The 24,951-nt window shown below is 37.9% G+C and carries 18 protein-coding genes; 6 read left to right on the forward strand and 12 right to left on the reverse strand.

The features are described 5' to 3' along the window. Position 1 precedes the first annotated feature (1 nt). The 3 genes from CNR22_10025 to CNR22_10035 form a co-directional block, all read right to left on the reverse strand. A complete protein-coding gene (locus CNR22_10025) occupies positions 2 to 1,267 on the reverse strand; it encodes an asparagine synthetase B (protein ID PBQ32092.1) in 1,266 nt (421 codons plus the stop codon). A 63-nt stretch (positions 1,268 to 1,330) separates the two neighbouring features. Next, positions 1,331 to 2,203, reverse strand: a complete 873-nt coding sequence (locus CNR22_10030; GenBank protein ID PBQ32093.1) for a hypothetical protein — start codon at positions 2,201 to 2,203, stop codon at positions 1,331 to 1,333. 44 nt (positions 2,204 to 2,247) lie between these two features. Beyond that, positions 2,248 to 3,996, reverse strand: a complete 1,749-nt coding sequence (locus tag CNR22_10035) for a hypothetical protein (protein ID PBQ32094.1) — start codon at positions 3,994 to 3,996, stop codon at positions 2,248 to 2,250. A gap of 138 nt (positions 3,997 to 4,134) precedes the next feature. Here CNR22_10035 and CNR22_10040 point away from each other — a divergent pair, with 138 nt between their 5' ends. Both CNR22_10040 and CNR22_10045 read left to right on the forward strand, forming a co-directional pair. Then, positions 4,135 to 5,379: a hypothetical protein gene (locus CNR22_10040; protein PBQ32095.1), complete on the forward strand. Its 1,245-nt coding sequence runs from the start codon at positions 4,135 to 4,137 to the stop codon at positions 5,377 to 5,379. Positions 5,380 to 5,424: 45 nt separating this feature from the next. Further along, on the forward strand, positions 5,425 to 6,876 hold the full coding sequence (locus CNR22_10045) for a hypothetical protein (protein ID PBQ32096.1): 1,452 nt from the start codon (positions 5,425 to 5,427) through the stop codon (positions 6,874 to 6,876). Here CNR22_10045 and CNR22_10050 read toward each other — a convergent pair. Next, positions 6,873 to 8,036 (reverse strand): hypothetical protein, encoded by a 1,164-nt coding sequence (locus CNR22_10050; protein PBQ32097.1) that lies wholly within the window; start codon positions 8,034 to 8,036, stop codon positions 6,873 to 6,875. The genes CNR22_10045 and CNR22_10050 overlap by 4 nt on opposite strands. A 60-nt stretch (positions 8,037 to 8,096) precedes the next feature. After that, entirely contained in the window at positions 8,097 to 9,887 is a 1,791-nt protein-coding gene (lepA, locus tag CNR22_10055; protein PBQ32098.1) for an elongation factor 4, read from the reverse strand. Positions 9,888 to 10,104: 217 nt separating this feature from the next. Between lepA and hrpB the strand changes: the two genes are divergently transcribed. Continuing rightward, positions 10,105 to 12,591: an ATP-dependent helicase HrpB gene (gene hrpB / locus CNR22_10060; GenBank protein ID PBQ32099.1), complete on the forward strand. Its 2,487-nt coding sequence runs from the start codon at positions 10,105 to 10,107 to the stop codon at positions 12,589 to 12,591. 105 nt (positions 12,592 to 12,696) lie between these two features. Then, positions 12,697 to 12,909 carry a hypothetical protein gene (locus CNR22_10065; protein PBQ32100.1) on the forward strand — a complete coding sequence of 71 codons (213 nt, stop codon included), beginning with the start codon at positions 12,697 to 12,699 and terminating at the stop codon, positions 12,907 to 12,909. A 12-nt stretch (positions 12,910 to 12,921) separates the two neighbouring features. Here CNR22_10065 and CNR22_10070 read toward each other — a convergent pair whose 3' ends face one another. The 7 genes from CNR22_10070 to CNR22_10100 form a co-directional block, all read right to left on the reverse strand. Then, positions 12,922 to 14,307, reverse strand: coding sequence for a hypothetical protein (locus tag CNR22_10070; GenBank protein ID PBQ32101.1), 1,386 nt, complete (start codon positions 14,305 to 14,307; stop codon positions 12,922 to 12,924). Positions 14,308 to 14,312: 5 nt separating this feature from the next. After that, a complete protein-coding gene (locus CNR22_10075) occupies positions 14,313 to 16,274 on the reverse strand; it encodes a hypothetical protein (GenBank protein ID PBQ32102.1) in 1,962 nt (653 codons plus the stop codon). A 56-nt stretch (positions 16,275 to 16,330) separates the two neighbouring features. Further along, positions 16,331 to 16,921: a hypothetical protein gene (locus tag CNR22_10080; GenBank protein PBQ32103.1), complete on the reverse strand. Its 591-nt coding sequence runs from the start codon at positions 16,919 to 16,921 to the stop codon at positions 16,331 to 16,333. Positions 16,922 to 17,014: 93 nt separating this feature from the next. After that, positions 17,015 to 17,818: an enoyl-ACP reductase gene (locus tag CNR22_10085; protein ID PBQ32104.1), complete on the reverse strand. Its 804-nt coding sequence runs from the start codon at positions 17,816 to 17,818 to the stop codon at positions 17,015 to 17,017. A gap of 99 nt (positions 17,819 to 17,917) precedes the next feature. Next, positions 17,918 to 19,882 carry a hypothetical protein gene (locus CNR22_10090; protein PBQ32105.1) on the reverse strand — a complete coding sequence of 655 codons (1,965 nt, stop codon included), beginning with the start codon at positions 19,880 to 19,882 and terminating at the stop codon, positions 17,918 to 17,920. Between the two features lie 45 nt (positions 19,883 to 19,927). Beyond that, positions 19,928 to 21,586: a DNA repair protein RecN gene (recN, locus tag CNR22_10095; protein ID PBQ32106.1), complete on the reverse strand. Its 1,659-nt coding sequence runs from the start codon at positions 21,584 to 21,586 to the stop codon at positions 19,928 to 19,930. Between the two features lie 51 nt (positions 21,587 to 21,637). After that, a complete protein-coding gene (locus tag CNR22_10100; protein PBQ32107.1) occupies positions 21,638 to 22,546 on the reverse strand; it encodes a hypothetical protein in 909 nt (302 codons plus the stop codon). A gap of 231 nt (positions 22,547 to 22,777) precedes the next feature. On the opposite strand from CNR22_10100, the gene CNR22_10105 reads away from it, so the two are divergent. Beyond that, positions 22,778 to 23,647, forward strand: coding sequence for an RNA polymerase subunit sigma (locus CNR22_10105; protein ID PBQ32108.1), 870 nt, complete (start codon positions 22,778 to 22,780; stop codon positions 23,645 to 23,647). Between the two features lie 121 nt (positions 23,648 to 23,768). Further along, the gene (locus CNR22_10110) at positions 23,769 to 24,941 is read left to right on the forward strand and encodes a hypothetical protein (protein ID PBQ32109.1); all 1,173 of its coding nucleotides are present in this window, start codon (positions 23,769 to 23,771) and stop codon (positions 24,939 to 24,941) included. The last annotated feature ends 10 nt before the right edge of the window (positions 24,942 to 24,951 follow it).

Below are 24,951 nucleotides of genomic sequence, written 5' to 3' on the forward strand. Positions count from 1 at the left end.
ATTACGTTTTTTGTTTCTTTTTCTTAGCGGCAGGAAATAAAATATTATTCAAAATCAACCTGTATCCTGGAGAGTTTGGATGCAGTGACAAGTCTGTAGGCGGCTCTTCTACCCTGTGTTGATAGTCTTCAGGGTCATGACCACTGTAAAAGGTCCAGGTGCCTTTGCCTAGATCTCCATGAATATATCTTGCCTCATTATAGGCCTTTGTTTCGCCCATAATCAGAACGTTCTTCTTAATGTATTGTTTGTTGAAGGCCGCAGTTTGTCCCCAGAACCCTTGAATCGTAGTTGCATGATTCTGGCAAAGCATTGTAGGAACAGGATCCCATTTTGCAGAAAATTCAAACAAGGTAAAAAGGTCGGTTTTTTGTGTAGGCCCATATTGATTTCTTGAGGAATAAGTATCAATAGTGGAGTATTCATACTCCATTGGATTCATACTTAACTTATAATCTTCAAAGGCAAAACCTTTGCTGTAATCTAATTTGCTGTTTGCATTTTTATCGGCAGGATCGTGGTCGAAAATACTTTCGCAAATATCAATTCCTTCTGCGGCTAGGGCTATATCGTAGCTATCGGTAGCACTGCACATCGCAAATAAAAATCCACCGTTAAATACAAAGTCTTTTATGCGCTTTGCACTATGCAATTTCATTAATGAAACTTTAGTAAATCCAAGTTTTTTTGCCATTGCTTCGTTATCGCTCACCTCAGCTTGATACCAGGCAGCATTGTGAAATGAACCATAAAACTTTCCAAATTGCCCTGTAAAATCTTCGTGATGTAAATGCAACCAATCGTAATCTTTTAATTTCTCGAGAAAAATTTCTTCGTCATAAATAACATCGTAAGGAATTTCAGCGTACTTTAAAACCAAGGTTACTGCATCGTCCCAGGGTTGCTTACCTTTTGGGGAATACACTGCTATACGTGGAGCCTTCTCTAATTTAACAGCATCCTGATTTATCTCCGGATTTCCAATGTCGGCTAAAATCGAGCTACTTTGTGCGTCTGAAATTGTTTCGTAGCTAATTCCCCGTATCAAACACTCATTCGCTACTGCCTTCACATTTGGTATCATAAAGCTGCCGCCGCGATAATTTAAAAGCCAATGGATCTCGAGTTCTCCTTTAAGTGCCCAATAGGCCAAACCATAAGCTTTCAGGTGGTTTTTCTGCGACTCGTCCATAGGTATAACTATGTATGAGGCAAAAGCTCTGAGACCGACAACAAAGAATAAAAACAGGAAAAGAATTTTTCTCATGATAGTGAAGTACTAAGATAATGATTCTTCATCTAAAGCACCTGCGACGCTTAAGAAAAAAAGTTAAAAGGATTTTTCGACCGCACTCGTTGAGGCATTAGCAACCTCACCAGTGGTATTGGTGATCTTATTCCGAAGTTCGGATATTTTATTGGTAATGCCCTCTATAGCCTTCCTATCAAAGGTTTTAGTGGTTTCTGCGATAGTATAGGTTTTATACAATTCTCTGAGCTCCTCTAAAACAAATTTTGCATTATCTTCTAATGTTACCCCTTCAAGCATAATGATGAGGTTTTTTAAAGACTCTTTTTGTTGCACAATTGCTTTGATAGAACTTTCTGCATTAGCATCCTGCGCGAGTTGACAAGAAACGTACAAACCTTCAACCCAGCATCCGGAAAGAATTATGGCGGATGTTGCAGGACGGTTATTGTATTTTAAAATTTCGTCTACCTTTTTAAATGCTCCGGTAACAATCTCAAGAATAGAATCTTTATTGTTTTCATTAGCATCTATGCGTTCAAACATACGCTGATCAAAAGCGCTATTAACTCCCAAATAACCGGCAAGAACATTTACGCACTTTAAAAAAACCATACTCTCTTGTGTCTGATCAAAAGAGCTGGCAATGCTTAAATCTGCTCCATAAATTCCTAAGTTTATAGCTTTTGAAAATTCTATAGAGTATTTGTTTGCTTTAGTGGGATCGTTTAAAAGATCGGGATTGTACTCAATTTTATTCTCTTCAATCAACCGCATAACCAGCTTTCTGTCTGGTAATGTATTAAACACATTTTGCGCGTTAAATTTACTTTCCTGTACATCAGGTTTACTACGTTCATCGTCAGTAATGATGTCTTCTGACTTTTCGCCGCCGCAAGAAAAAATAAAGAGTAGGGTAAATAAAAAGAGTGCTGTATGGATAATTTTGTTCATGGTTTCCGTCAATCCGTTAAAACAAATATAACAAAATATTCTAGTTACTTGCGGACACCATCCTCATAATTCATACGATTTATCTCTTTTCCATTTTTATCGTAAAAAATCCACTCCCCGTCGGGCACACTCTGTACTTTACCCTTACGGCGATCGTTAACTATTTTGTAATTGCACACACTTTGTATGTTTGAATTTGAGTAATAACTTACACTTTTACCACTTAATTTGCCATCCTTAAAGTTTTGCGTTCGGCTCACCCCACCTGTCTCAAAGTGATAAGTCCATTGCCCATTTTGATGGCCCTTTTTGTAAGACCCCTCTGTATCTACAAATCCACCTTTTTCAAACCATTGTATATATGTACCGTGCTTTACACCATTCAAATAATTAGTGAGTTCACGTGGCTGACCATTCTCATAAAAATAAGACCACTCACCTTTCTTATAACCTTTGTCGTCGTATTCGCCGGTATAATTTGGTTTACCGTTATAGTACCAACCTTGCCAGGAACTAATTAGCATAGTGCCTTTAATTGTTCCTTCGTCTTTTTTGGTGCCATTGTCCCACCAGCTTGTCCATAGCCCGTCTTCTTTTCCGTTCACATAAGGCCCTTCCTGAAGCTTTTGACCGTTTTCCCACCAGGTGGTCCAGGTGCCGGTTTTTATACCATTTTCAAAATTTCCTTGTTTCCATTTTTCGCTGGTTTTGTAAAAATAGTTCCAGGTGCCCGTTTGTTTATCATTTAAAAATTCTCCTTCGCTTTCTATTTGTTTGTTGGAATAATAATATGTCCATTTTTCTTCCCGACTATTATCCTTCAAAGTACCCATCATTTCCAGAGTTCCGGCAGATGTATAAAATTTCCATACACCGTTCTTTTTATTTGCTGTAAAATTACCTTCACTTTTAATGTTATGGTTTTGAAAGTAAGAAGAGTAATAGCCATTTAACATCCCGGCTTCGTAGGTTGCTTCGTAATTGAGCTCACCGTTAGGATGAAAAAACCGCCATACGCCATTTTGCAAACCGTCTTTGTACGCGCCCATGGCACTGATAATGCCGTTATCATAGGTGGCCGTTAGTGTTCCGGTTCCACCTGAAATAATCTTTCTTCCTCTATCGTCCCAAAGATCCATCAAATAGAGCACAGTATCTTTGTATTCTTTTACAGATTTATTTTTTCCGTTCTCGTAAAAATCTTCCCAACGTCCACAAGGTTCGTCGCTGCAATAAGTGTTGCGCGAGGCCAGTTTTCCAGATTTAAAATAGGTCTCTGCTTTGCCATTGCGTCTGTCGCGTTCAAAAGTTCCTTTGCTCTCGGGTAGGCCATTTTCAAAATAATATTCCCATTCACCTTCTTTTTTCCCCATCGCAAATGATTCGCGACTTTTTACGTTTCCGTTTTCGTAATAGGAAGTCCACACACTGTCGGCAATATCGTTGTCTCTGGTACCCGGCTGGTATTTCGTAATCTGCGAAAGCTTGCCCGACTTAAAATAATAATAGTTGGTGCCCGATCTTAATCCGCGTTCATAACGCTCAACTGCTTTTTTGGTTCCATCTTCGTAATAGAAAGTCCACACGCTATCTTCTTTGCCATAATAATAAGTTCCCTTACGACTGAGCTTTCCAGACTTGTAATATTCCCGATGCAAACCATGGGGCATACCTTTATAATAATCTGTTTCTGTTTTTACTTTAGTTTGTTGTACATCGTGGTATTCTTTTTTAACCTGCGAAAGCAGAGAAAGACTAAGAAACAGAGAAGAAATAAGGAATAAAAAACGCATAGGTTAAAATTACTCAGCATAATGAATAATCGGGCTTTTGGTTACGCGTTTTGTGAACAATTTTTTAGTGAAAAGTGGGGGCCGACATCGATAGAAAATAATTTGTGTATTTTTAGAAGCCCAAGTGTGTAGAAAGAAATGAAAAAAAACGCGTTAAAAATAAGCATTTCGTTTTTTCTTTTTCTATATCAAATTGCCGTTTATAGTCAGGCAGCATCCTGCATCCATAGCGGAGGGATTCATTTTCTTTCTGATGCCTACCTAGGTGCATTGGGAGCTTGTGATTGCGTGAGAACGGGAGTTTTTTTAACTTCGTTTGCAAAGTGCAATTCCGATCCATATGAACTCGAATTCGAAGATAACTTTGATGGTGATTCAATTGATCTTTTGAAGTGGCAACTTTCTCCGTCCACACAGGGCAATTATAAAGGCGGGCAAAGTCTTGAATTAAGAACCCTAAATAATGTGAGTGTTTCAAACGGGACGTGTCACATTGTTGCTAAAAAAGAAACAGTTGTAAGCAGACTCATCAATTATAAACCGGATGCTGAAATTCTACAGGATGGAAAACAAAATCTAAGAACATTCGAATATACATCCTCACTTCTCGTCACAAGAAAGGATTTTTTCCATGGTAAATATGAGATCAGATGCAGGATGCCAGAAGGAAAAGGGCTATGGCCTGCTTTTTGGACATTTGGAGGTAAACGATACAATGAAATAGATATTTTTGATTCATATTCAGGAACTAAAGAGTTAATAAACTGTATCTATCACGACTATGATGGAGATGGTAAGCCTTCCGGATGCAATGCGTCGTTTAAAAATTTCGATCTTTCACAGTGGCACACCTATAGCTGTATTTTTGAAACGGATCAAATAACCTTTTTAGTTGACGATCGCCCTGTGAACAATATTTACCGCGTGATGTCTTCAGCAAAAGAACCAATTGTGTGTAACGACAACATTGGTAATGGAACATTTTTTCAATTAGAATCTTATCCTTTAGAGCCAATGAAAATAATCTTTAACCTTGCTGTTACATCTAAAAAAGGTCCCGGCGGATCTTTTCCTGTGGATAACACAACACCTTTCCCAAGCTCTTTTGATGTGGATTACATTAAATTCTGGAAAAGGACGGAGAACACCTTTTATGTTTATCCAAATCCTTCTCATGAAAAAATTACCATTAAAAGTTCGAACAGCGCTATAACAGAACTTAAAATTTGTAATTTGCAGGGACTTAAACTTTATGATGCAGAGGTCAACACTTCTGACGTTGTATTAGACGTATCAGGACTTTCAGAAGGAGTTTACTTAATTGAGATTTTTTATGAGGGCGGGTCGCAAAGAAAAAAAATTGTGAAATTTAATTTACGCTAACATTATTCAGAAATACCGATATAATTGATAATTTGAATCCGGTTTATGATAGATAAAATAAATAGGCTGTTATTTAAACTGAATAGCCAGAAACAATTGCTGTTACTTACCCTTATACTTCTGGTTTTAATACTTTCTATTGTGAATAAAGGCACCCACAATCTGCAAGAATGGGACGAGTCGCGAAACGGAGTTAATGCCTACGAAATGTTACATAACAACGATTGCATTAATCTTTATTATAACAACAAGCTTGACACCTGGAATGCTAAACCTCCCCTAATGATCTGGCTCATTGCTGCCTCTTACAAAGTGTTTGGATTTAATGAATTCGCGCTGAGATTTCCATCCACTATTGCTGCATTTTTATTTTTTATTATTTGTTTCTACACTGTATTATTATTAGATACAACTTTAACAGCGTTTTTAACTTGTATGATTCTTATTGCAACAAAGGCAATTTTTGGAAATCATATTGGACTAACAGGTGATTTTGACGCTTTACTTTTGTTTTTCCTTACTGCCTCGGTCTACTCCTTTATACTTTATATAGAACGAGGAAAAAAATCTGCTATCTATTTTACGGCGCTATTTGTTGGTCTGGCTTTCTACACGAAAGGTCCTGCTGCTTTCGTCTTAATTCCGGGATTTGCTCTATACCTAACGTTTAAGAAAAAAATAATCGCTATTATAAAAGACAAAAATTTTTGGTTCGCAACGTTACTAATGTCTACCATAGTTGCATCTTGGTTTATGCTGGTTCTTATTTATGGAAAGACCAGCAACCAATCCGTTTATGGAAGTAAAAATTCTATCGAAACAATGTTAATTCACGATACCTTCAGAAGACTTACTGCAAGTGATTTCGAGCCCAATGGAACAAACGGTCATAGTCCCTTTTTCTTTTTTCAGGTTTTGGATTCCAGACTTAATTTGTGGAATTATTTATTTTATTTTGTCTTAGCCGTTGGGATTTTCTTTTCAATCCAAAAAAAGAATTTTATAAAATTTCTTTCTGAAAAATCGTCCCGGTTTATATTGTTGTCTTTTTGCCTTATTACTCCATTAACTCTCATTTTAAGTTTGTCTGCAAATCAGCATAATTGGTACCTCGCTCCCATTTTTATGTTTATTGCCTTTATAACCGCTAAAGGTTTGTGTATGATTGGCAAAAAGTGGAATTGGACTTACATAGTCGGTATTTTTTTACTTCTATTCACTCTTTCACGGCATGTGCATTATATCTATTCTCTTGATACAGACGTTCATGAAGCCCTGACCGAAAATAAGTTTCTAAAAAATAAACGACTCTTTGTTGTAAGTCCTTTGCGCCAAGACATTCTGCTTTACTTAAAATGGCTTAATGTCAGTATTTTTCGCACCGAAGACCCAAGTCAAAGTTTTCATCCGGGCGATCTTATCTTAAGCTCCGAACAATTGCCTGGTCTTAGCTCACTGCAAGAATTTGAGGGTTATTATTTGGGGATAAAAAATTAGTGAAGCGTTACTGTTTCATCCAATATTTTTTGGGCGGCCTCGATTCTTACCTTTATTTCTCTTTGAGATGACCGATTTGAAAAATCAAATTCTTCGAATTCTGAATTTATAGTTTTAGATAGAATTTCCGTGCCAGATAGTTCATAGAAAGTAATCTTATAGTTTATTTTTTTTCCTAAGCTCGTAACACTTATTTTCTTATTTAATGCTGGCATGACAGATATAGTAAGGGAATCCTTACTAAACTCGCTTTTGCGATACATAAAACCGATTTTCTTTTTAAGCTTAGAAGTTCCCGCGCTTTCTGATTTTACAAAATCGAAAGATGTATGTTTTTTACCGGCTATTGTATCGTAATCATTCTTTTGTTTGTGCCAAATACGCACATAGTCTACCTGTAAGCTATTTGGAAAGTAGGACTGATCATTGACTCCTGGAGAAAAGGGCTCGCCGTCTTTTCCAGGGCCCGTTCCAGTGATCAAATGCATTTTTTCAGTTGCAAATTCGCCTTTATAATAAGCTATGCCTACGCCATTTAAATACCATTTTACATAACCATCCTGCCATTCACCGGAAACAACATTGAAGCCATTTTTCAAATTCTCATTTGTTTTTATCCAGCCGCCAAAGGATCTTGGAAAAAGATTATTTCCTTTGTAACCATGGTCACAACCTTCCTTGCAATGTACGTCCACATGAATATCATTGTTTCGCTCCCCTTTTAATTCGAAAAAATCTATTTCATCTTTATTCTGTCCATAAAGCCAGAAAGCCGGCCACATCCCATAGCTATCATCATGTTTGAAGCGTATTTCAAAATACCCTTTACCATAAGCGCGTTTGCTTCTTACAATACCTGAAGAAAAATAGTACTTGAATCTATTGCCGTCTACCAAAGAAGACTGATACTTTTTTTTGAATACCGAATCGAGCTGCCAGTCCGGAACGCGATAAAAACCTGTATCCCGAACACAATTAAATTTACAAACTCCATTTTCAAATTGAATTTGCTTTGGATTCATAAAGAAATCAAAGGAGTAGTTAACTTCTGTCCAGCTATACGAAGTCTGCCACTTCTCTTTATCTATAGCCGAATCATTAAATTCATCGCCATCGTGATAATACCACTTAATAACCGTGTCTTTTTTAATCTGCCACATAACTTGTGCATTTAAATAATGCAAGAGAAAGCAGAATATGAAAAGAGTGAATCTCAAATTTTAATCGTTCAACTTCAAAACCGCCATAAAGGCGCTTTGCGGAATTTCTACGTTACCAACAGACTTCATACGTTTCTTACCCTCTTTTTGTTTGTCGAGTAATTTACGTTTACGGCTAATGTCACCTCCGTAACATTTTGCTGTTACATCTTTACGGATAGCGCTAATGGTTTCGCGGGAAATAATTTTTGCTCCAATCGCTGCCTGAATAGGAATTTCGAATTGTTGCTTCGGAATTAATTCTTTTAATTTTTCACAGATCTTTTTACCAAATAAATAAGCGTTGCTTCTGTGAATCAAACAAGACAAAGCATCCACTGGCTCACTCTTTAAAAGAATATCCAATTTCACTAAGTCCGAATCGCGCATGCCTATTGGATGGTAATCGAATGAAGCGTAACCTTTTGAAATTGATTTTAAACGGTCGAAGAAATCGAATACAACTTCTCCTAATGGCATTTCAAAAACCAGTTCAACACGGTCAGCCGTTAAATAATTTTGTGTAACAATTTGGCCGCGTTTTTCAATACACAGACTCATTACAGGACCTATAAAATCAGACTTGGTAATAATGTTTGCTTTGATATACGGCTCTTCGATTCGATCAATACGACCCGGATCAGGAAGATCGCTCGGGTTATTTACCGTTACAACTTCACCATTCGTTTGGTAAGCAATGTACGACACGTTGGGAACCGTTGTGATAACGGTCATGTTGAACTCACGCTCTAAGCGCTCCTGAACAATTTCCATGTGCAACATGCCCAAGAAGCCGCAACGGAAGCCAAAGCCAAGAGCTAAAGACGATTCCGGTTCCCAGGTTAAAGAAGCATCGTTCAGTTGAAGTTTCTCCATACTATAACGCAACTCTTCAAAATCCTCTGTATCTACGGGGTAAATACCTGCGAACACCATGGGTTTCACTTCTTCAAATCCTTGAATAGCGTCTTCACTTGGACGATCGAAATGGGTGATAGTATCTCCCACTTTAACCTCTTTCGCACTTTTAATTCCTGAAATAATATACCCTACATCTCCTGTGCTAAGTTGAGCGCGTGGCTCGGGTTTTAATTTTAAAACACCAATCTCATCTGCATTGTAGAACGCGCCAGTATTTACGAATTTTACTTTCTCGCCTTTTTTGATTGTACCGTTCTCAATTTTAAAATACGCAATAATTCCTCTGAAAGAGTTAAACACCGAGTCGAAGATCAGGGCTTGTAAAGGTGCCGCTGGATCTCCCACAGGAGGTTTAATGCGTTCGATAATCGCCGACAAAATTTCTTCAATTCCTAATCCTGTTTTTCCACTGGCAGGAATTACTTCGCTGCGATCGCAACCTATCAGTTCTACAATTTGGTCAGTAACCATCTCCGGCTCTGCACTCGGCAGATCCATTTTATTTAAAATAGGAATGATGGTTAGATCGTGTTCAAGCGCTAAGTATAAATTGGAAATAGTTTGTGCCTGAATTCCCTGCGCAGCATCTACGATTAACAAAGCGCCTTCGCAGGCAGCAATGGAGCGTGACACTTCGTAACTAAAATCTACGTGGCCGGGAGTATCAATTAAATTCAATACAAATTTTTCGCCTTTGTATTCATAGTCCATTTGGATGGCGTGACTCTTAATGGTGATGCCACGTTCTTTTTCAAGATCCATATCATCAAGCACCTGTGCCTGCATTTCACGGGAAGAGATGGTTTTTGTGAATTCTAATAAACGGTCAGCCAGGGTACTTTTCCCGTGGTCAATATGCGCAATAATACAAAAGTTACGTATGTTCTTCATTTTCTTTCTCTCACTTTTTTAACCACTAAGGCACGAAGAACACTGAGGGTCACTAAGTATTTCTTAGTGTTTCTTGTGGCCTTAGTGTCTTAGTGGTTTTAAGGGGGCACAAATATAGTAAATTGCTGGAAATGAAAGGGATTGTCAAAGTGAATATTCCCTTAATTTCTGCCATTTAAGGTTTAGGTTTGTTAATTTTGTTTTCTAAATTTTTACTTTGTCTTTCGATCCTTTTAAAATAGACCTTCCCGTTACTGAAATTATTTCGCAGGTCCGCGAACTTTTGTCGCAACAAAATACACTCATTGTAAATGCTCCCCCGGGCGCGGGAAAGAGTACTTTGCTTCCACTCGCTTTATTAGAGCAGGATTGGCTGCAAGGCAAAAAAATAATCATGCTGGAACCGCGCCGACTAGCAGCAAGAACGATTGCAGCCCGCATGGCCTCCCTTTTAGGTGAAGAAACTGGCCAAACAGTTGGTTACCGCATACGTTTCGAAAATCGTGTCGGACCAAAAACTATTATAGAAGTTGTAACGGAAGGAATACTCACGCGCATGCTTCACCAGGACAATGCCCTTGAAAATGTAGCGCTCGTTATTTTTGATGAGTTTCATGAAAGAAGCCTGCATGCGGATGTTGCGATGGCATTGTGTCGCGAAGCACAACAGGTTTTGCGTCCTGATTTAAGGATTATGGTGATGTCGGCGACACTCAACATGCCTCAGTTAACCTCCCTTCTAAAAGCGCCGGTTGCGATAAGCGAGGGAAAACAATACCCGGTAGAGATTATTTATACCAATGATGCAGATGAAAAACTTCTCCCCGAACTAACAGCAAGAACCGTAGCACGCGCAGCCACTGAGCATCCTGGCGACATTTTGGTTTTTCTCCCGGGCGAAGGTGAAATTAAAAGAACAGAAGAGCTTTTGAGAAATCAGTTGGATGGCTTTTTAATTCATCCCCTTTATGGCCAGTTGCCGCCGCAGGAACAATACATGGCTATTATGCCAAATAAATTCGGAAAAAGAAAAATTGTTTTAGCGACTTCTATTGCCGAAACTTCTTTAACCATTGAAGGCATTAAAATTGTTGTGGATTCTGGTTTCGGACGAACATCTAAATTTGATTCTAAGTCAGGTTTATCGAGATTAGAAACGATTCGTATTTCAAAAGATTCGGCAGATCAGCGTGCGGGTCGCGCAGGGCGTTTAAGCGCAGGTGTTTGTTACCGCATGTGGACAAAAGCCACACATGAAAGATTATCTGAACACCGGGTTCCTGAAATTGTGGAAGCAGATCTGGCTTCACTGGTTTTAGATATGGCACAATGGGGCGTTACGAATATCAATGATCTGGCCTGGTTGAGTCCACCGCCAAAGTCGGCGATTGCGCAAGCCACCGATACCTTGCAACAACTCAATGCCATTGAAAATGGCAAGATTACCGAGCATGGAAAACAAATTCATCGTTTGGCCTGTCATCCACGTATTGCGCATATGCTACTTTTAGCACAGGAGGAAGCAGATAAACAATTAGCCACCGATATTGCAGCCATTCTGGAAGAGCGCGATCCTTTACCTAGAGACTCAGGTATCGATATTAATTTAAGGATTGAAGCACTTCGCCGTGCCCGTAACAATTCGGGAAGTACTAATAAATTCGGGCGCATAGAAAAAGTGGCCGCCTCTTATCGCAAAATGTTAGGTGTTGAAATCAACAATGGTCCGGTAGATGTTTTTGAAACCGGCTTATTATTAGCTTATGCGTACCCCGAACGCATTGCATCTGCTCGTCCGGGCAATAATGCCCAATTTCAATTAGCTAACGGTAAGATAGCTGCCGCAGGACATAAAGACGATCTTGCCCACGAGCCCTGGTTAGCTGTGGCGCATATGGACTTAAGAGAAGGTCTAGGCAAAATTTTTTTAGCAGCTCCGTTAAATCCAAAAGATCTGCGGGCATTAGTTAAGGAAAAAGAAGTCATAACATGGGACACACGTCGCGGTGGATTGATTGCTACCAAAGATCTCCGAATTGGAAGTATTGTTCTGCAATCAAAACCATTAGCTACACCAAGTCCGGAACACCTTGCAGAAGCAATTTCAAATGCCATCAAAACGGAAGGCGAAAGTCTTTTATCTTTTGATGAAAAGATGACTCAATTGCAAAACCGCATCTTAAGTTTAGCCAAATGGAATCCAGATGAAAATTGGCCGGATGTAAGTACTTCCGAATTACTAGCAATAAATAAAACCTGGTTGGGTCCGTATTTAAAAGAGATTAAAAAACCCGATGATCTAAAAAAATTAGACCTCAGCGAAGCTTTGTATCATTCATTAGAGTGGGAAAAACAACAAGAATTAAATACTTTAGCGCCTGCTAAAATTGAAGTCCCCAGCGGATCAAAAATTAATATCCAGTATTTCTCCAATGGAGCAACGCCAGTATTGTCGGTGCGTCTGCAGGAAGTTTTCGGTTTAAGTGATACTCCACTTTTAAATAAGGGAAAAAATAAAGTAGTGATGCATTTATTGTCTCCCGGATATAAACCCGTGCAGGTAACTTCAGACCTCAATAGTTTTTGGAACAATTTATATTTTGAGGTAAAAAAAGAATTGCAGAGGCGTTACCCAAAACATTCCTGGCCAGATGATCCATGGACGGCGGACGCTGTGGCGAAGGGACGAAGTCAGAAGAAATAAGCAAAGTTTACGCAAACAGTATATCCCACTCTGTAAGTTGATCCCAAAGGGCGGACGAGTAAGCATAAAAATCTTCAACCTTATGCAATCAAAAATCGCAAACAGATGACGAAGGTAGAAGCTTGCTTATCAAATTACACTTTGCGCACCAAACAAATGGGTAATATGTTTAACCTTCAAAAGCCTTGGTTAAACTATGTAGCAGATTTTATGTGTAAAGAATCAAAACTAATCATTGAAGGTGACGGGTATAAACCTTTCCCTGAAGATGTTATTCCAAACCATAGAATGTGGCAAACCAGGGTTTACACCGAATAAGAGCTCAATGATCTACTTCCGCTCCAAATCAATTTTCTCATCGCCCTCCCTATAAGTCATGTAAGTAAAAATAAACTGGAACATTTCTTCCGTAGTTTTCATGCTCTCTACCCCGTTGCCTTGAGTAATAGTTCTTGGCGGATGATAAGGATTTTCAGGATTTTTATTGGTGTTGTCGTAAGTTCCAAAAACATGAACGGTAGTTCCTGCTTCGAGTTTTAAAGGGTTTTTAAAAGTATAATAGTATTGCCAGCGAAAGTCCCACTTATTTATTTTTATGATCGGGATTGTGTCTCCGTTTTGTTTTAAAGCAAAAGCCCAGAATTTTTTTCCTACCAGGTGCATGTGAGGGTTTACAGATAACATGGAGATTGTGGAAGACAATGTCATGCTGGTATGAAATGTTTTTATTTCATTTGGAGGAATTATAAATTCGGGTTCGATCTTTGAAACTCCGAATGTTCCGAGTTGCGTTTCGCTGACACGACGTTCTAATGGCGCTCTACGATAAAAAACATTTATATGGCTGCTATCGGTTAAATCTTTATTGCTCGGGCCATAATGAACGTTGTTTAATAAAAACGCCCCATTCTTCTTAAAGCGATAACCTCCCACTTCTTTAGGATATGCGGGCGGAATATAGCCCGGTAAATAATAAACGGTGTTAGGTGTAAGTGTTGGAAATTCAGATTGTCTCCCGTCTATGTAAGGAATATGCATGGCCCTGTATACATCATTCAACTGTGAGCGGGTATCTGTATGTATTGATTCTCCCGACATGTAATTAAATTTCCGCCCTTCATCATAACTAATCAGATGGCCATTCACATGATGAATTAATTTTCTTTGATCCGGCACAAACTCTACAAAATCAATGAGCGTATCTTTTTCGATCTGGTAAGGATACTTCATGATTAAAAAAACATCGCTGCCATTTCCTTTAACAGAGACGGCCTTTTGCGGATAGATGACCAAATCAGGCTTTCCAAAATAAGAACCTTTATAAAATTCAGGGGCTTTCGGTTCTTTTAGACTATCGCCGCGTTGTAAATTATTATCTACCCAATCTTTAATTAATTCTTTTTCTTCAGCTAAAAGAACTTTTTCTCCGATAAAATGAGAGTAGCTCGCATCTGCTGGCCATGGAGGCATGTAGCCACTCTGGGTAACGAATTTTATCAATTTTGCTTTTTTTACCGCGTCTGAATAGCTGAGTAGATTAAAGGGCCCGCTTTCGCCCGGACGATGACAAGGAGTGCAATTTTTAAAAACTAGTGGGGCAATATCTTCACTCCAGTTTATTTCAACTGCTTTTTTCTTAGCACGGTCATTACAGGAAGCAAACAAAAAAATGAGCACGGGTAGCCAGAGAAGAGTATGGTGCTGATTGTTTCTCATCGGCACTACTCTTCTTTTAATTTCAGATTAATATAAACGATAGTTCCTTCCTTAAGAATAGAATCCAGTTTAATGGTTCCATCGAGCATAGAAACCCTTGAATAGATACTCTTCCAGCCAATTCCTTTACTTTCGTTTATTAAGTTTGTATCAAATCCCACACCGTTATCGCTAATACTTATGTTTAAATTTGCGCCATTTTTTTCAATCTCCATAATGATATGATCTGCCTGAGCATGTTTTATCATGTTGTTCAAAACCTCCTGCACAATTCTGTAAATGGTAATATCCATCGATTTGCCGAGAGATGTCTCTACGTTTGTTGAAAAATCAATAGTCAGTACTTTTGCAGCATTGATGTTGCCTACAAGATCACGAATAGCCGGAATAAGACCTAAACGCATAAGAGCATCAGGCATCATGTTATGAGAAATATGGCGTACTTCGGTGTAAGCGTCATTCAAAATATCCATTGCTTTTTTTGCAAACTGCTTTTCTTTTTCACCTACCATACTCTGCAGGGCACTTACATGCATTTTTGAAGCTGCCAGCATCTGTCCTATTCCATCGTGTAAATCCTGTGCAATACGCGAACGCTCCTTTTCTTCTGCTTCTATAATAGCTCTAAAACGTATTTTTTCCTGTTTGGCAAGCTCTGCTGCCAGAACGGCTTCTTCTTTTTTCTTCCTGCGGTAATAAATAAAATAACCCAGCAAAAGTAAAAAAATGACAATCGAAAAAGCGATGATCAATTGTGTCCGTCTTTTCTGAGTTTCAGTTTTTATAAGTAATTCCTGTACCTGATTTTTTCTTTTTAACTCAAGATTTTCTTTTTCCTTTTTTTCGGTTTCATACTTGGTTTGTATTTCTGCCGTTTGTTGAATAAGGTTTTCACTGTAAAGCTCGCGTTGATTAGCTATATACAAAACGGAGTAACGTCTAGCTTCCTTATAATTTCCAATAGCTTCATAAAGCTCCGATAAAGAAATGTAAGTATCACCTAATATGCTCTTGTGCTGTGTATAGTTAAGACTTCTCTCGAGGTAACTGGCGGCGGTTTTATAGTCTTTTGCTATCTTATAATAATATTGTCCAAGGTTGATACAAATGCTGGCAATGCCGTCTTCATTTCCATCGACCTCCCACACTTTTAAAGCCTTTAAATAGTTGTCCCTGCTTAAATCATATTTTTCAAGATTATCGTAAATGCCGGCAAGGTTAGTGTAATTAACGCCTATCATATAGCGGTCGTTCAATTTAAACGCCATTTTCTGAGACTCTAATTCATACTCAAGAGCTTTTTGGTATTCACCCGTCTCGTCATGCACGCTGGCAATATTATCCAGGGTCATTGCTATCTGTCCTTCATCGTTAATCTTCTTCGCCATATCGAGCGACAAAGTGTAATATTCAAGAGCCTTAGGGTAATTTTTTAGAGAGAGGTTTAAATTGCCAACATTATTGTAAGCTTTTAAAATGCCAATACTATCGTGAAGACTTTCTTTAATTTTTAATGAAAGAAAGTGGCATTCAATGGCTTTTTTATAGTCTCCAATGCGCTCGTAGCAAGCGCCAAGGTTATTGTAACTTTTTCCTAATTTCTTTTGGTGATTTTGATCTTTCCTGATTTTTATTGCAAGGAGATGACATTCTATGGCCTTTTGATAATTTCCTTTCAGATAAAAGGTATTTGCCATATCGTTGTAAACATCCGCAATACCTCTTTGATACTTTAATTCCTCGGCAAGCTTCAGTGCTTTGTTGGCGTAGTCCAGCGCCTCATCATGTTTAGCAGCATTCTGGTATTTAACTCCGATAGTATTTAGAAGCAGTACTTTGTTTGTATCGTTGGCCGACGATTTTAAGACCTTCTCAAGACTATCAATAGCTCGTTCCTGCTGCGCAAAAAGAAAAGAGGGCGCCAGGCAAACCAAAAAAAATAAAACGATTTTCATTACGGGTTTCATGTAACAATCAAACCTTACTAAAGTAACATTTTATTTTAAAGACCGCCAGGCCTTTGCTAATAATTGTAGTAAGGGGAAATCATGAGGTAAACCACTACTCCTGTCACCGTAACATACAACCAAATAGGATAGCTGAACCTTGTCAGCTTTTTATGTTTCTCACGTTGATCTGTAAGGCCGTAATAAAAAGACAAAAGAACCATTGGTAAAACAACAATTGCTAAGAAGATATGCGTCAGAAGTATTACCACGTACAGTGGCTTTATACCGCTCACAGCTGCACTTTCGGCCGCTTCCATAACACCATCATGATTAACATCTCCATACTTGGTATCCGGAATAAAATAATGTGCCGTTACATAGCTTATTAAAAACAATGCGCTTAATACAAAAGCAGTAAGATTTAATTTTTTATGTAATTCGATATTTCTCTTTTTGATGGCCCAAAGCGAAAAAAGTAAAAGAATACTGCATGAACCATTTAACAGAGCATTCAGAGCAGGTAACTTGTAAATAAAATCAGGAAATACATCCGGGTGCGGAATCCATTTTTGATTTAAAATTGTAACCACCGCGCAAATTGCTATAGTAGTAACATAAACTGTAATCTTAACAGGCTTCTCGTTCGAAACGGATAAAATAGACATCGTGAAATTTTTTGTAAAAGTACGGGCTGGGGACTTATAAAAAAAGAAAAAGGCAGAATAAATCTGCCTTTTAAAAATATAAATTCTGAACTCTTATTTGGTCAATTGCTCTGAGCTAACGCCTGTTGACGAATAACCACCATCATGATACAGATTCTGCATTGTAACCATTCTGGTTAAGTCGCTGAATAAAGTTACGCAATAGTTCGCACAATCCTCTGCACTTGCATTTCCTAATGGAGATTGCATTTCTGCGAAGTCAAAAAAGTCCGTAAACCCTTTAATTCCGCCACCCGCAGTAGTTTTGGTGGGAGACTGTGAAACTGTATTAATACGCACTTGTTTGTGTTTTCCGTAATGGTAACCAAACGTACGGGCAATGCTTTCTAACATAGCTTTAATATCGGCCATATCTGTGTAGAACGGATATACTTTTTGAGCTGCTATATACGTAAGTGCTACAACCGAAGCATGTTGATTTAATGCGTCTAATTTATGCGCCACAGCTAGCATTTTATGTAATGTTAGTGCCGAAACGTCAATCCCTTTTTGATAAAAATCGTAGTTTAATTCTGTATAAGGAATGTTTTTACGAATGTTTACGCTCATACCTATGGAGTGAAGTACAAAATCAATTTTACCACCAAGGTGTTCCATCGATTCGGTATAAAGTTTTGTAAGATCTTCAACGCTGGTAGCATCTGCAGGAATAATTTTAGACCCTGTTTGTTCCGCTAATTTATTTATCTCACCCATGCGCATAGCAATAGGCGCGTTTGTTAATACAAAAGTTGCACCTTCTTCGTGTGCGCGTAAAGCTACTTTCCAGGCTATCGAATTTTCATCCAATGCCCCTGTAATAATCCCGCGTTTTCCTTTTAATAAATTATAAGCCATAAGTTTTTTTTAATACTACAAATATAACATTATCACTCTAAAAAGATGATTCTCCGCACATAATAATCTCCTATTGCCACTCATTTCAAAATCAGTTTTTCAATAAGAAAAGTACTCTTTCCTTATAAAATATTCTGCCGCGTCAAGCATCTGCAAAGCTCCCTTTTCCAGACTATCAGCGCGAGATTTGTTTTTTTCGTAAAAATCTTCTTGATTGAGATGATCGTACTTTTTTAGTCGCTTCGTTTTTTGAGTGATCAGATTGTAAAAAAAATATCCATCATCGCTAATACAACCAATTTTATCGTCAGCTGTAAAATAAACGAAGGGATGTTTTACTTTACGAATGTCTTCTCCAAAACTGCGGTTCGTAAAAGAGAGGTTTAAAATACCTGCTACAGTGCTAAGTACATCCGGTTGGTACCCTAAATTATGATTAGTGTCGGCTTTTAATGTGTTGGGCTTATATAACACCAGTGGAACATGATTGTAACTTAAAGGCATTTCATAGGTTCCACCAATGGAATAACCATGATCTCCTAAAAACACAAATAAGGTATTGCTAAACCAACTTTCTTTTTTTGAATTTTTAATGAACTCACCAACCGCCCAGTCGGCATATTGTGTTGAACGTTTTTCTTCTGTATCGGCGTCGGGCTTAAATGGAATATCTTTCGGGATTTGCCATGGACCATGATCCGAACCTGTCATAATAAAACCAAGAAAAGGTTTCGATGGATCTGAATTGCTCATGTTTTTTATAAACAAATTATAGATCTCATGGTCTGCAACACCGGTAACACTTATTGTTTTTTCTTTAGGAAGATCAAACGCACTATACGTTTCCTTGTATCCGTTCTGCGTAAAAAACCCTTCCATGTTGTCGAAGTGAGGATCGTGCGTGCTATAAAAATAGGTTTGGTAATTCTTTTGTAGAAGCAAATTGCCTAAAGTTGTGAATGGTTTTTTTGTATAACGTCTCAGAGCATGTTCGGTTAACATCCCTGGATATCCCGAACAGGTGGAGAACAATCCATTGAATGTGTGAATACCGGAAGAAAAAAACCGGTCAAAATAAAGTGACTCTTTAATCAGCTTATTAAAATTAGGCGTCAGTACTTCATAATTATTTATACCCATTTTATAGGAACTCATACTCTCCATACAAACTATAACTACATTGTAGGGCTTAAAAGCTGAATCGCTTTTTTGAATACGATCTATTGAACGTTGATACGGCTCATTTATTCCAAAATAGGTTCTTGCAAATGCAATACTCTTATCAATATCTTCAGGGACTTTGTAATTTTTTATTTTCTGAAAAAATAAAGAACGAAACAAAGTAAAGTTAGCGTTTAGGGCCACCTGGTTAATAAAAAGGTTGTCACTTACAATTGCCAATCCCTCGTGTGTTGTGCTTTTACTGGATGTGCGTCCACGTGCGCCGATAATTAAAAAAGGCACCAACAAAATTACAGCACTGATTTTTTTTAGAATGCCCTGCGGATAATTCTGTAAACGAATAAGATGATCTGCATAAATTCTTTTTACCAGTTTGTAAAGAATAATTGCCAGAATAATAAAAAGAAACAGGTATCCGTAATAAGAAATGTTTCCGAAAATTAATCCAAAAACAAAAGATGGTGAGTCGGCCCACAAAAAAGCCTGACGGTTTAGATGGCTGCTAAACTGATTGTAATAGGGCAAATCGGCAATCGAAACAAAAGCATAAAGCCATAAAAATAGAATAGTGATCCAAAAACTTATTTTATGAATCCACATAGTGCGTTTAAACAAAAAATCATTTAGAGCCAACAATAAGGCTGGAAGCAACAAAGCATAAGTCGTTACCACCATGTCAAATTCAAAGCCCATTCTGAAGGCTTTAAGAATAATAAAACCGTTTGTTTGTGAACTATCAATAGTTTTAAAACAATAATAAAAAACGAGTCTGAATAATGATAATGTAAAAAACTCAAGCAGAAAAAGCTTTGCCAGGGTAATAACGAAAGCCGGTAAAAAATTAAAGATCTTTTTCAGCATAGGAAAACAAGTAACATTCATTTAAGATTTGTGTGACCTTAAATTTACCGTCAAATGTAAAGATTTTTAATGGAGGCTGAGTAATTCCTTCGCGTTTTTTAATGCTGATTGCGTAGGATTACTTGTACTTAGCATTTTTGCTATTTCAATAACACGATCCTCTTTGCTGAGTTGTTTAATATAAGAAACCGTCTTGTCTTCATCGTCTTTTTTATAAACGAATAAATGATGCTGACCTTTGCTTGCCATTTGTGGAAGGTGTGTTATCGTAATAACCTGCATGGTACCGCCCATTTTTAATAAGATGTTTCCTATTTTGTCTGCAACATCGCCGCTAACACCGGTATCAATCTCGTCAAAAATAATAGTGGGTAATTGCTTTTTAGTAGCCAGCAAGGCTTTTAAACTTAGCATCAAGCGCGAAAGCTCTCCACCACTTGCTACTTTGTGCAACTCGTCAAGATGCCCGCCTTTATTTGCCGAGAACAAAAACTTAACCTGGTCAAATCCGGTTGAACCAATCTCTGTTTGCTGACTTAATTCAATTTTAAAATTTGCGTTCTCCATCGACAAGTCTGTGAGAATTTCCTTAACCTGCTTTTCAATACCAAGGGTCGCTCTAGTTCTAAGCTGCGTTAATTCCTTTGCAATTTTTGTACATCCAGCTGTTAACTTTACAATTTCCTTTTTATTTTTTTCAATCTCATTTTCCAACGACCCAAACTGGCTAAGCTTCTCTTCTATTTCTGTTTTTATTTTAACAAGATCTTCCTCTGTTGTTACCGCATGCTTTTTAAGCAAACGATTCATCTTGTCCATTTTAGAGTTAACCTCCTCGAGTTTCGAATTATCGAAGTGTACCTGCCCCTCCGAATCTTCGAGATCCCCTGCTAATTCTTTTAATTCGATGTATACCGAATTAACGCGCTCATAAAACTCAGCGTAATTTTTTCCGTATTTAGAAATGCTTTGAATAGCATTTTTTACACTGCTTAATGCGCTTAACACATTGGCATCGCCTCCGCTAATAGCTGTAGCTGCTTGTAACAAATTCCCTTTTATTGTTTCAGCATTTTCTAAAGATGTGCTTTCCTCTTCCAATGCATGTAATTGCCCCGGAACAATTTCCACCTGCTCTAATTCATCGAACAAAAACTGGAAGTAGTCAAGTTCTTTTCTTGCTTGCGCTTCCTGATCTAATAAAGATTTCAGGGAACTTGTCAGTCTGTTTAGCTTTGTATATTCTGTTTTATATTCTTTAAATAAACCCAAACTTCCAGCGAAGGCATCCAGAACCTCTAATTGAAAGTTGCCTTGGTTTAATAAAAGTGTTTGATGCTGTGAATGGATGTCAATTAATTTTTCAGATAAATTTTTTAACGCTGCTAAACTAACAACAGAATCATTTAAAAAACTTCGTGATTTTCCATCCACACTTATTTCGCGTCTTAAAATAATTGTAGGCTCGGGATCCAGATCGTTCTCTTCGAAGAAAGATGCCAGATCGAGTTCTTTAGCCTCAAATTCAGCTTCTACAATACATTTTTTGGTTTTATTTTTTAAGGCAGCGAGATCTGCCCTTTTGCCAAGCGCCAGCCCCAAAGCCTCAAGGAAAATTGACTTTCCTGCTCCTGTTTCACCGGTAATAACCGTTAGGCTACCTGGAAAAACAACATCCATTTCATTAATAAGTGCAAAATTACTTATGTACAATCTCTTTAACATTCGCCTAAAATTCGGAAATATCGCAGTAATTACATAAAATAGTTTTACATATTAGGTAAACTCTTTTTTTTGTAAAACAATGCTAAGTTCCATGCCTTGTTTAGAAAGCTTCATATAAAAGCTCATTAGCCTTGACAAAAATTTATTGGAAATAAAAGTATTGCAGGGATAACTTTCAAGAACACAAAGATTCAAATTAGTCATTTTAGCATACACTTTAAACGATAAGGCCGAATACTCGCAACAAGTGAAAGGTTTACGAAGAGCCGAGGTGTAAGGCACGTGCTTTCTGAAAGTAATTCTATATAGAAAAGCGAGTGCTATTTTGTAGAGCCATCTGCTGTTTGTAACCTCCAGATGCAAGTAACCACCCGGTTTAAGCCATTGTAAAGTTTTTTGAATGGCCGCATCAGGATTTTTAAAGTGATTCAGTGGCTCTAAAAAAATAAAGTCGAATGACTCGGCAACAAATGCCGTTGTTTCAAACGAAGCGTGGCTAGACTTATCGCGGTCAGTAAAGCCATTCTCAACCGAAAAATCAAAGAGTTCCTTCTTGGGTTCCACCGCATACACCTTATAACCAGCTTCCCTTAGCGCATAAGCCGTTATTCCAGTCCCTGAACCCATATCCAGTAGTTTTGACCCTTTTGCCATACGGGCAGTGTTTTCTAAAAAGTCAAGAATATCCTTGCATCCGGCCTCTGCTTTTAAACGTTCGGGATCTAGCAGGGTAAATTTCACTAAAGAGTCATCCTCATCAAAAATCTCCTTTTGATTTACAGGCGCCGGATAATTAAAGTAAAGTCCACACTTAAAACAACAATAAACTTTTGCGGCATTAGTATAATCCCTTTTAGGAAAAAGCCCTTGCTGGCCGTTTAATTTCAATCCTGCGAAACGGGCATTATTTTCAGTTCTGCAAAGAGGGCAAATTAAGGTGGTCTTTTGGCTAAGTTCCATTTAACCTGAAATATACCTTGTACTATCTATCTCGTAAAAAATAGTTTTAAACATCCACAATTGCTCGCTGGTTTAATGATTTAGGTTGCGGTTAATTGTTCGTTTACTCAGTCAAAGTGGCCTTTCATAGGTAAAAAGGTATCATTTACAAATTATAGTAAAATTTCACCCAACGTTCTGCCTTCTGTTATCGTATGTAATACAAACCCCCAGTTCTATTCAGCTAAATTTATGAGACAGTTAAAAATTACCAAACAGATCACTAACCGCGAAACAGCGTCATTAGACATGTATTTGCAGGACATTGGACGCGTTGAATTAATCACGGCCCAGGACGAAGTTGTTTTAGCTCAAAAAATCAGAGCCGGGGACCAAAAAGCTTTGGATAAGCTTGTAAAAGCAAATTTGCGCTTTGTTGTTTCGGTAAGCAAACAATATCAAAACCAAGGTTTGAGTTTGCCAGATCTAATTAACGAGGGAAATTTCGGTTTAATTAAAGCGGCTCAGCGTTTCGATGAAACAAGAGGATTTAAATTTATCTCCTATGCCGTTTGGTGGATTCGCCAAAGTATTTTACAGGCTTTGGCAGAACAAAGTCGTATTGTACGCTTGCCCTTAAATAAAATCGGCGCTATCAACAAAATCAACAAAACCATGTCTAAGCTTGAACAAGATTTAGAGCGCGAACCGAGTTATAACGAGTTAAGCGATGTGTTGGATATGTTGCCACAGGATATTCGTGATACGATGCGTAATCAAAGCCGTCACATGAGTATGGACGCTCCTTTAAGCAGTTCTAACGAAGATGGAGGCAGCCTTTACGATCTCATGCAAAATGAAGCTTCGCAAAATCCTGATAGATTACTCTTAACAGAAAGTTTACAACTGGAAATTTTCAGAGCTCTAAATACCCTTACCGAAAGAGAAGCCGATGTAGTAAAATTGTTTTTTGGTTTAGCGGGAAAACATGCTCACTCTTTAGAAGAGATCGGTGAAAAATTTCAATTGACTCGTGAGCGCGTGCGCCAGATTAAAGAAAAAGCCGTGCGCCGCTTAAAACATGGCTCCCGCAGCCGTTTACTCAAAGCCTATTTAGGTTAAAATAAACCCAACAAAACATACAATAAAACGAAAAGTCCTCATTACCCAACGGTGAGGATTTTTTATTTTCTATGCCTGGATTTAGTTTGCGAAAGCACTGAGTATTATTATATTTGATTTAATGACTGACAGAATTCGTTACCTCGATGGTTTGCGCGGCGTATTGGCAATAATCGTTTTTGTACATCATTATTTTTATGCCTTTTGTCCCGAGATGATCTTTGGTGGAACCTACCAGAATTTTCAAAATTCCGGACCATTTTCCTTTTATAAAATTATGGCCCTTACCCCGGTTAATGTTTTTTTTAATCCCGGTATGGCAATTCACTTTTTCTTTTTATTAAGTGGTTACGTTCAAACCCGAAATTATTTTATAAATCCTGATCTCAGCTTTTTACAGAAGAGTCTGTTAAAGCGCTACATTAGGCTGGCCCTTCCCGTCCTTCCGGTGCTAATTCTCGTTTACCTCTTCCACCATTTCTTTTTTATACGCAAAGATCTAATTCCCGCAAACCAACTAACATCCGATTGGATAAAAAGTTTGTTACCGAATAGTCTTCATTTTTTTAATGTTGTAAAAGAAGCGCTCGTCAATTGTTTTCGCGGCAATTCGCGCTACTATCAGGTATTGTGGACAATGCCCACAGAGCTTGTAAATTCATTTGTTGTACTGGCGCTTTTGATGCTTCTTCATAATACAAAACACTCTGTAAAACTTATTGCAGGCGTCCTCTTTGTTCTGTTTATAATTCTGCAGGAATACTATAGTGTGGCTTTTGTAGCAGGAATGTTATTAGCGAAACTCGAAGTAAACTCTGAAAAATTTAGGGTGGTTTTAGCTAATCCTTTTGTCCATTTTTTATGCTTACTCCTTGGTCTTTATTTTGGATCTTACCCTTTCACCGGATACCAAAACGCTGCAGCTAATTCTGTCTATGCTCCTATTTCCTTTTTTGAAGTCTATCCGCACATAATAAGTTATCTTATTGGGGTTATCTTCCTTTTTTGTTTTCTTTTATACTCTGATTTTGTCCAGAGAATTTTGTCAGGAAAAGTGTTTTTATTTCTTGGAGAAATTTCCTTTATGTTCTACCTAATACATTTTTTACTGCTCCTTAGTATAAGTCCTGTACTTTATTCTTGGCTTACGAAACACTATAATAATGGCTTGAATCTATTAATTACAGGGGTAGGATCTTTTGCTGTAATAACTGTAACAGCCGGCGTTTTAACGCAGCTCTTTGATAAGCCTGCCATTAAACTTAGCAAGCGCTTTGCAAAACTTTTTTTCTGAAAAGTTGAGA

It is taken from the genome of Sphingobacteriaceae bacterium (assembly GCA_002319075.1).
Lineage (GTDB): Bacteria > Bacteroidota > Bacteroidia > B-17B0 > Aurantibacillaceae > Aurantibacillus.